This is a genomic window from Flavobacterium sp. CF108 (genome assembly GCF_900129795.1).
Classification (GTDB): Bacteria; Bacteroidota; Bacteroidia; order Flavobacteriales; family Flavobacteriaceae; genus Flavobacterium.
Genome location: NZ_FQWW01000006.1, coordinates 413,504 through 420,860 on the forward strand (window position 1 = coordinate 413,504; position 7,357 = coordinate 420,860).

The window sequence follows — 7,357 nt, forward strand, 5'->3', positions numbered from 1 at the left end:
TCCTTAAAAATTTATTCTTGAGCAATTTCATATTATTTCGATTCAATTAATTTTAAAGTATATTCAAACTGCGTATCCTTATTTTGTAAAAAATCTTCTAAAGTTTGTTTGACTTCATAATCAGGAATAACGCCTCTGCCAAATATCTGATTGGCTTTTTTAGGAACATCCTGATTTAAATTTACAATCGAAAATTTTGTTTTAATTTTTGTGTTTGGTAATTCATATTCAATAGGAGTGTGACCGTTGTGTCCAAAATAACCGCCCATAGTTTCTTCACCAATAACAACGGCATTTGTGTTTCCTGTTACTAAAGAAGCAAATAACGACCCTGCAGAAGCAATTCTCGGACTTATCAATAAGTAAATTTGCCCTTTAAAATTGTTTACATCAGGCTGCAATAAAAGATTAAATTTTTCGTCCTGATTGTATTTTCCGTTTTCTAATTTCGGGAATTCTTCTTTTAAATCAGCTTCAAAATCATTTTTTTCTTCCAGCTTTTTTTGCGGTTCGGTTTCATCGTAAACGAAATAATCTGCAAACGGAATTTCCTGAAAACTAACATATGCAGAAGCATTTTCGCGATAGGGCTTTTGTGTAAGATATGAAAAGGTTAGAATATCATTTGGGTCGCTTCCGCCGCCATTGTTTCTTACATCTACAATTAAGTTATTCATTTGATTGTTTTTGCTTAAATATTGAAAACAGCTGTCCAGATATTTTTTATAAGCTAAATGTTCTTTTGCTTTTGCATTTTTACCAATTGCAAAGGTGTGTACAGAAAGTACGGCCGTATTTTTAGAAATAATCTTAAACGAATATTTGTTTTTTGCTTTGTTAAACTGAAGACTATCGATAGGAAGTGAAAAACGATTTTTGAAATTTTCTTTTCGAATATCATTAGACACAGCAATAATTTTTTTAGTCAGTTTCTTAGAACTATTAAGAAGGGAATATTCTACCAAAAAGTTCTTTTGAGGTCCATATTCTATTTCAAAATATTTTGCAAACGCGCCAGTTAATCCAATATATTTTCCGGAAATATTATAACCGTCTGTGGTATAATATTTATAAAAATCCTTAATTATTTTACGGGTTTTAATTTTATTGATACTGTGAATTTCTGATCCTAACGGAATTTCTGAGTTTTGAAAATTGATGACTAACTTGCCTTCAATAAGTTTTACGGGATATGGAAAAAACACATTTCCTGATGAAAATTTATTCTGAAATTCATCAGGAAGAGTAGTATCATTATGTACGCTGCCTTCAAAATCAGTAATTTTTAAAATGATTTTGTAAAATTCGAGCAGTGTTGCAGGTTTGTCTATTTGTGAAAATGCCCAGGAATAAATACTGTCAATTTGCTGTTTTGTGCGGTATTTGTATAATCCAGAATTGGCTTTTTCTCTTATTTCTTTAAAAATAGTAAGATCTTGTTTTAGTTTTTCAATTGGCAGTTTTTCATTTTGTGCGATTAGAATAAACGGAAAAAACAGAAAAAATAATATCTTGAATTTGGACATTTGAGTATTTTTAGAATTTAAAAATACTCAAAAAATCTAAATTAAATTTTTAATCTTCGCGTGCTGCAGTAATAAAATAGTTTTGGCATCTGTAATTTCACCAGATTCAATCATGGCGTAAGCTTCATCAAAAGTATATTCCAGAACTTCAATGTTTTCCTGTTCAGCATCAAGTCCGCCGCCTTCGCTAACTTTCATGCTTTCGTCGTATTCTCCAACAAAAAGATATAAAATCTCTGTTACAGCACCTGGAGACATATAACTTTCAAAAACTTTTTGGACTTTAGAAATACGATATCCTGTTTCTTCTTCGGTTTCACGAATAATGGCACTTTCAGGATTGTCCTGATCTAAAAGTCCTGCGCAAACTTCAATCATCATTCCTGTTTTGTTTCCGTTAAGGAAAGTAGGCAGACGAAACTGACGCGTTAAAATAACCGTTTTTTTAGTTGAATTATAGAGTAAGATTCCGGCGCCATTTCCTCGATCGTATACCTCACGTGTATGTGTTTCAGACTCTTCGTTTTCTTTTTTATAGCTGAAAGAAACACGGTTTAAAATATACCAATTGTCTGATAACAACTTTGTTTCTTTAATTTCAATTTCTGGATTTTTTCTCATTTCGAAAATAGTTTCATAAAAAAAAACGCCCTGATTATCAGAGCGTTTAAATGTATTATTTTGTTATTGTTTGCTTTCTGTCTGGTCCAACCGATACAATTTTGATTGGCACTTCGATTTCTTTCTCAATAAACTCAATATATTCTTTTAGCTCGATTGGCAATGCATCGTAAGTTGTCAATCCTGTTAAATCTGCTTTCCATCCTTTAAATTCTTTGTAAACCGGAGTAACATTTTCTGGTTCAATGTTATAAGGGAAGTGAGCAATGTTTTGACCTTTATAGTTGTATTCTGTACAAACTTTTAAAGTTTCAAAACCAGAAAGAACATCACCTTTCATCATCATCAATTGTGTAACTCCATTTACCTGAACAGCATATTTTAAAGCTACAAGGTCTAACCATCCGCAACGTCTTTGTCTTCCTGTTACAGATCCAAATTCGTTACCAACTCTTGCCATTGTCGCACCAACTTCGTCAAAAAGTTCTGTTGGGAAAGGTCCGCTACCAACACGAGTAACGTAAGCTTTAAAAATTCCGTAAACTTCTTTGATTTTGTTAGGAGCAATTCCTAAACCAGTACAAGCTCCGGCAGCAGTAGTATTTGATGAAGTTACAAAAGGATAAGTTCCAAAATCAACATCTAATAATGAACCCTGAGCTCCTTCGCATAGAATAGATTTACCTGCTTTTTGAGCTTGGTGAATATATTCTTCACTGTCAATAAAATCTAATTTTTTTAATTCTTCGATAGCTTCAAAAAACTCTTTTTCAAGTTCAGCTAAATTGTATTGAATAGCAACATCGTAGAAAGCAATCATAGCTTCGTGCTTGTCTGCCAATGCTCTGTATCGCTCGTTAAAATCTTCTAATTCAATATCACCTACACGTAAACCGTTTCTACCAGTTTTGTCCATATAAGTTGGGCCAATTCCTTTAAGCGTAGAACCAATTTTTGCTTTTCCTTTTGAAGCTTCAGAAGCCGCATCAAGCAAACGGTGCGTTGGTAAAATTAAATGAGCTTTTCTTGAAATGATTAATTTCTTTTTGATATCAAGGTTGAATTTCTCTAAACCTTCAATTTCTTTTTGAAAAACTACTGGATCAATTACAACACCATTTCCGATAATATTTATTGAATCTTTATGGAAAATTCCAGAAGGAATAGTTCTAAGTACGTGCTTAATTCCGTCAAATTCTAATGTATGTCCTGCATTTGGTCCTCCTTGAAAACGTGCAATAATATCATAATTTGAGGTAAGAACGTCAACAATCTTTCCTTTACCTTCATCTCCCCATTGTAATCCTAGTAATAAATCTACCGTCATTCTGTTTTTAATTTGCGTTAGGACAATTAAAAGCTGTCCTACTGATTATGTAGTTAATTTTCTTTTTTTAATTTTTTGAAAAAGCCTTTATTTTAAGACTGTGAACTCTGTTTTTTGTTTCCGTAGAAATAAAGCGAGTGATTTGTGATTTCAATATCAAATATCTCTTCGATAGTTTTTTTGATGGTTTGAATTCTTGGATCGCAAAATTCGATTACCTCACCAGAATCTGTCATAATGATATGATCATGCTGTTTATCAAAATATGATTTTTCGTAGTAAGCCTGATTTTGTCCAAATTGATGTTTTCTAACCAAAGCGCAGTCTAACAATAACTCGATCGTGTTGTAAAGCGTAGCCCTGCTCACACGGTAGTTTTTGTTTTTCATTTTGATGTATAGGTTTTCTATGTCAAAATGCTCCTCGCTATCGTAAATTTCCTGAAGTATAGCATAACGCTCAGGAGTTTTGCGATGCCCTTTTTGTTCAAGATACATTGTAAAAACATTTTTTACAATTTCTTGATTCTTAGTGTTGTCAGTTGAAATAAGTGTCATATCCTGCAAAGATAATTTTTTATTTTTAATGAATAAAAGTTTCGGGTTTAAAGTTTAACGTTTAAACTGGAATTTGATAACAGATAATGTACCAAATTCAGGCTTTTGCGCTGTTATATTTTACAAAGTTCAACAGAACTTAATTAACATAATTATTTTAATTTGGGATAAAAATAACAGATTTTCAGCTCGTTTTTGACATATACATGTACCAGTTCCATTCCCATGTTTTTCCCTGATCGTCAGACATGGCCTGACTCCACACCGGATTATTTTCGTCACGGGCATCCCATCTAAATACCTGAATTACATTTTTGCCTTCATAAATATCTTTAGAGAAAAAATGTCCAATTTTATCTTCAAAAGAGCCTACAACAGGTTTGTCTAATGTTCCTGAATTGGAATTGGCCCAATAAATGCTCCACAATTTTGTCTTCGGATTAAATAATCTAACGGTCATTCCTTCAAAAGGTTCTCCGTCGAAAGTGGCAAGAAAATTATCAATATTGCCAATTCCGTTTAAAATTTTATACATTTCCTGAGTTGATGGAAATTCAATCCACTCTGTGCAATTGGCAAATCTTGTTTTTAATTTTTTATTACGAATAACACATTTTCCCTGAAAGAAATCGAAATCATCTTTTGAGGAAGATTTAGAAGCGACTATTAAAAGTTCTCCATTTTCATCAAAATTGATTTCTGGAATTTCTAAGGAATTTGCGTTCATGAAAAAAATATTTATATCAATAGTTTAAGTAAAATAGTCACGATATTGTATTTCTTTGGACTTTAAGACTTTAAACTTTCGACTTATTTAGGTTCTATATTCTCTGGTTACTTTATCAACGCCGTCAATTTTTTTAATTGCATTGATCATTTTTTTCAAAATGGTGTTGTTTTGAACAATTACAGCAATTTGTCCGTGGAAAATTCCGGCATCAGTACTCAATGAAATACTTTGAATATTAACACTCATATTATTTGAAATGACACGAGTTAATTGATTTGTAAGTCCTAAAACGTCCATTCCGGTAATGTTGATAATGGCTTTAAATTCTTCTTGAGAAGAATCGATCCATTTGGCACTCATGATTCTGTATGCGTAGTTTGACTGCATTCCAATAGCGTTTGGACAATCTTTTTTATGCACTTTAATTCCTTCGTTTATCGTTACAAAACCAAAAACATCGTCACCCGGAATTGGATTACAGCATTGCGAAAGTTTATAATCGAGTTTATCATGTTCCGTTCCAAAAACCAGCATGTCGTAATTACTGCTAATGACTGGTTTATGAATATCTTCGGCAGCGGTATTGTCCTTATTTCTTTTAATTTTATTTTTAAAGAAATTGATAAACGTATTTCCTTTTTGTGCTGCGTAATCTTTTAACTGCTGATTTTCGATAGCGCCAATTCCAACGCGATAAAATAAATCTAAACTGGTTTTTAATTTAAAAAAGTTAACTAACTCATTTGTAACTTGCTCGTTAAGTGTGATTTTTAAATGTTTAAGTTTTCGGGTAAGTAATTCTTTTCCTTCCTCGCCAATTTTTTTCGTGTTCTCGTTAAGAACGTTTTTGATCTTATTTTTTGCTCTTGAAGTCGTTACATATTCCAGCCAGTTTACTGTAGGTTTTTGGTTTGCGGATGTAATAACTTCAACCTGATCACCGCTTTTTAATTCGTGGTTTAAAGGCACAAGACGTCCGTTTACTCGGGTTCCTCTTGTTTTAATTCCAATTTCAGAGTGAATGCTAAAGGCAAAATCCAACGAAGTTGCTCCTTTTGGCAATGATTTTATTTCTCCTTTTGGGGTAAATATGAAAATTTCTTTTGAATATAAATTCATTTTGAAATCTTCCACAAAATCTACCGCATTTGTCTCCGGATTTTCTAAAGCTTCGCGAAGTAAATTTAGCCAGACATCTAAGCCGCTTTCTTCGCTTGCGCCATTTTTATATTTGTAATGTGCTGCATACCCTTTTTCGGCAATTTCATCCATACGTTCACTTCGAACCTGAACTTCGACCCAGCGTCCTTTTGGTCCCATAACAGTAATGTGAAGTGCTTCATATCCAGTTGATTTTGGAGATGAAATCCAGTCACGCAAACGGCTAGGGCTTGGTCTGTAATGATCAGTTACGATGGAATATATTTTCCAGGCGATGAATTTTTCATCGTGCGGATCTGATTTATAAACAATTCTTAGCGCAAATTTGTCGTACACTTCGTCAAAACTCACGTTTTGCGCACGCATTTTACGGCGGATCGAATAAATAGATTTCGGACGGCCTTTTATGATATAATCTATATTTTCAACATCAAGAGATTTCTTCAAAACATCTGAGATATCTTTGATGTAAGCATCCTGTTCTTCCTTAGTTTCTCTAATCTTGCTTACAATGTCTTCGTATACAGCGGGTTCTGTATATTTTAATCCTAAATCTTCTAATTTAGTTTTGATATTATAAAGTCCCAAACGATGGGCGAGAGGAGCGTAAATATAAAGCGTTTCAGAAGCAATTTTTGTCTGTTTATATTCTGCCATCGAATCCATCGTCTGCATATTGTGAAGACGATCGGCTAATTTTATTAAAATTACACGTACATCATCATTCAAAGTCAGGATCATTTTGCGGAAATTCTCCGCCTGCATGGATGCATTTAAGTCTTTTTGAACTAACGAAATCTTAGTTAAACCTTCAACAAGCTGCGCTACTTTTGGGTTAAATAAACGTTCAATATCTTCAACTGTTATGGGAGTATCTTCGACAACATCGTGTAATAAAGCCGCGGCAATAGAGGTTGCTCCCAGACCAATTTCTGAGGCAACAATTTTCGCAACTGCAATAGGATGAAAGATATACGCTTCACCAGATTTGCGTCTTTGTTCTTTGTGAGCATCAACAGCAACATCAAAAGCTTTCCGAATTAATTTTTTGTCGGCAGGTGTTAAAGTCTGGTAACTAATTCGCAGTAATTCCTTGTATTCGTGCGTAATTGCTTTGTTTTCTTTTTCAATATCTATTTCTATCATAACGGCATAGTTCAAGTACTAAAAATAAGAATAACTTAGAACATACGCAAGGGAATGGATTGTTGATTTTAGAGTTAAGATTTTAGATTTTTTGAATAAAAAAAGGGCTTCGACTTCGCTCAGCCTGACAGAAAATAAATTCCAATTTTTTAAACTCCAAATTCCAATAAAAAAGAGCGGAGCGATTTTTTATAAATCTAAAATCTAAAATCTAAAATCTAAAATCTAAAATCTAAAATCTAAAATCTAAAATCTAAAATCTAAAATCTAAAATCTAAAATCTAAAATC

The 7,357-nt window shown here is 32.9% G+C and carries 6 protein-coding genes; all 6 read right to left on the reverse strand.

Annotated features, from left to right (window positions below; all coding sequences use genetic code 11):
- Positions 1-32: 32 nt before the first annotated feature.
- Positions 33-1,526 (reverse strand): S41 family peptidase, encoded by a 1,494-nt coding sequence (locus BUE10_RS18155; RefSeq protein WP_073487380.1) that lies wholly within the window; start codon positions 1,524-1,526, stop codon positions 33-35.
- Positions 1,527-1,562: 36 nt separating this feature from the next.
- Positions 1,563-2,147 (reverse strand): NUDIX domain-containing protein, encoded by a 585-nt coding sequence (locus tag BUE10_RS18160; RefSeq protein ID WP_073487382.1) that lies wholly within the window; start codon positions 2,145-2,147, stop codon positions 1,563-1,565.
- A 55-nt stretch (positions 2,148-2,202) separates the two neighbouring features.
- Complete coding sequence (locus BUE10_RS18165) at positions 2,203-3,474, reverse strand: adenylosuccinate synthase (RefSeq protein WP_053471019.1); 1,272 nt, start codon at positions 3,472-3,474, stop codon at positions 2,203-2,205.
- Positions 3,475-3,566: 92 nt separating this feature from the next.
- Positions 3,567-4,031, reverse strand: a complete 465-nt coding sequence (locus tag BUE10_RS18170; protein WP_053471018.1) for a Fur family transcriptional regulator — start codon at positions 4,029-4,031, stop codon at positions 3,567-3,569.
- A gap of 184 nt (positions 4,032-4,215) precedes the next feature.
- On the reverse strand, positions 4,216-4,758 hold the full coding sequence (locus BUE10_RS23720) for a hypothetical protein (protein ID WP_083598158.1): 543 nt from the start codon (positions 4,756-4,758) through the stop codon (positions 4,216-4,218).
- Positions 4,759-4,845: 87 nt separating this feature from the next.
- The gene (locus BUE10_RS18180; RefSeq protein ID WP_056204002.1) at positions 4,846-7,068 is read right to left on the reverse strand and encodes a RelA/SpoT family protein; all 2,223 of its coding nucleotides are present in this window, start codon (positions 7,066-7,068) and stop codon (positions 4,846-4,848) included.
- Between the last annotated feature and the right edge of the window lie 289 nt (positions 7,069-7,357).

What these genes read in the sequence shown, in the direction of transcription:
- BUE10_RS18155 (WP_073487380.1), bottom strand. Translation starts at nt 1,526, where the DNA reads ATGTCCAAATTCAAGATATTATTTTTTCTGTTTTTTCCGTTTATTCTA.
- BUE10_RS18160 (WP_073487382.1), bottom strand. Translation starts at nt 2,147, where the DNA reads ATGAGAAAAAATCCAGAAATTGAAATTAAAGAAACAAAGTTGTTATCA.
- BUE10_RS18165 (WP_053471019.1), bottom strand. Translation starts at nt 3,474, where the DNA reads ATGACGGTAGATTTATTACTAGGATTACAATGGGGAGATGAAGGTAAA.
- BUE10_RS18170 (WP_053471018.1), bottom strand. Translation starts at nt 4,031, where the DNA reads ATGACACTTATTTCAACTGACAACACTAAGAATCAAGAAATTGTAAAA.
- BUE10_RS23720 (WP_083598158.1), bottom strand. Translation starts at nt 4,758, where the DNA reads ATGAACGCAAATTCCTTAGAAATTCCAGAAATCAATTTTGATGAAAAT.
- BUE10_RS18180 (WP_056204002.1), bottom strand. Translation starts at nt 7,068, where the DNA reads ATGATAGAAATAGATATTGAAAAAGAAAACAAAGCAATTACGCACGAA.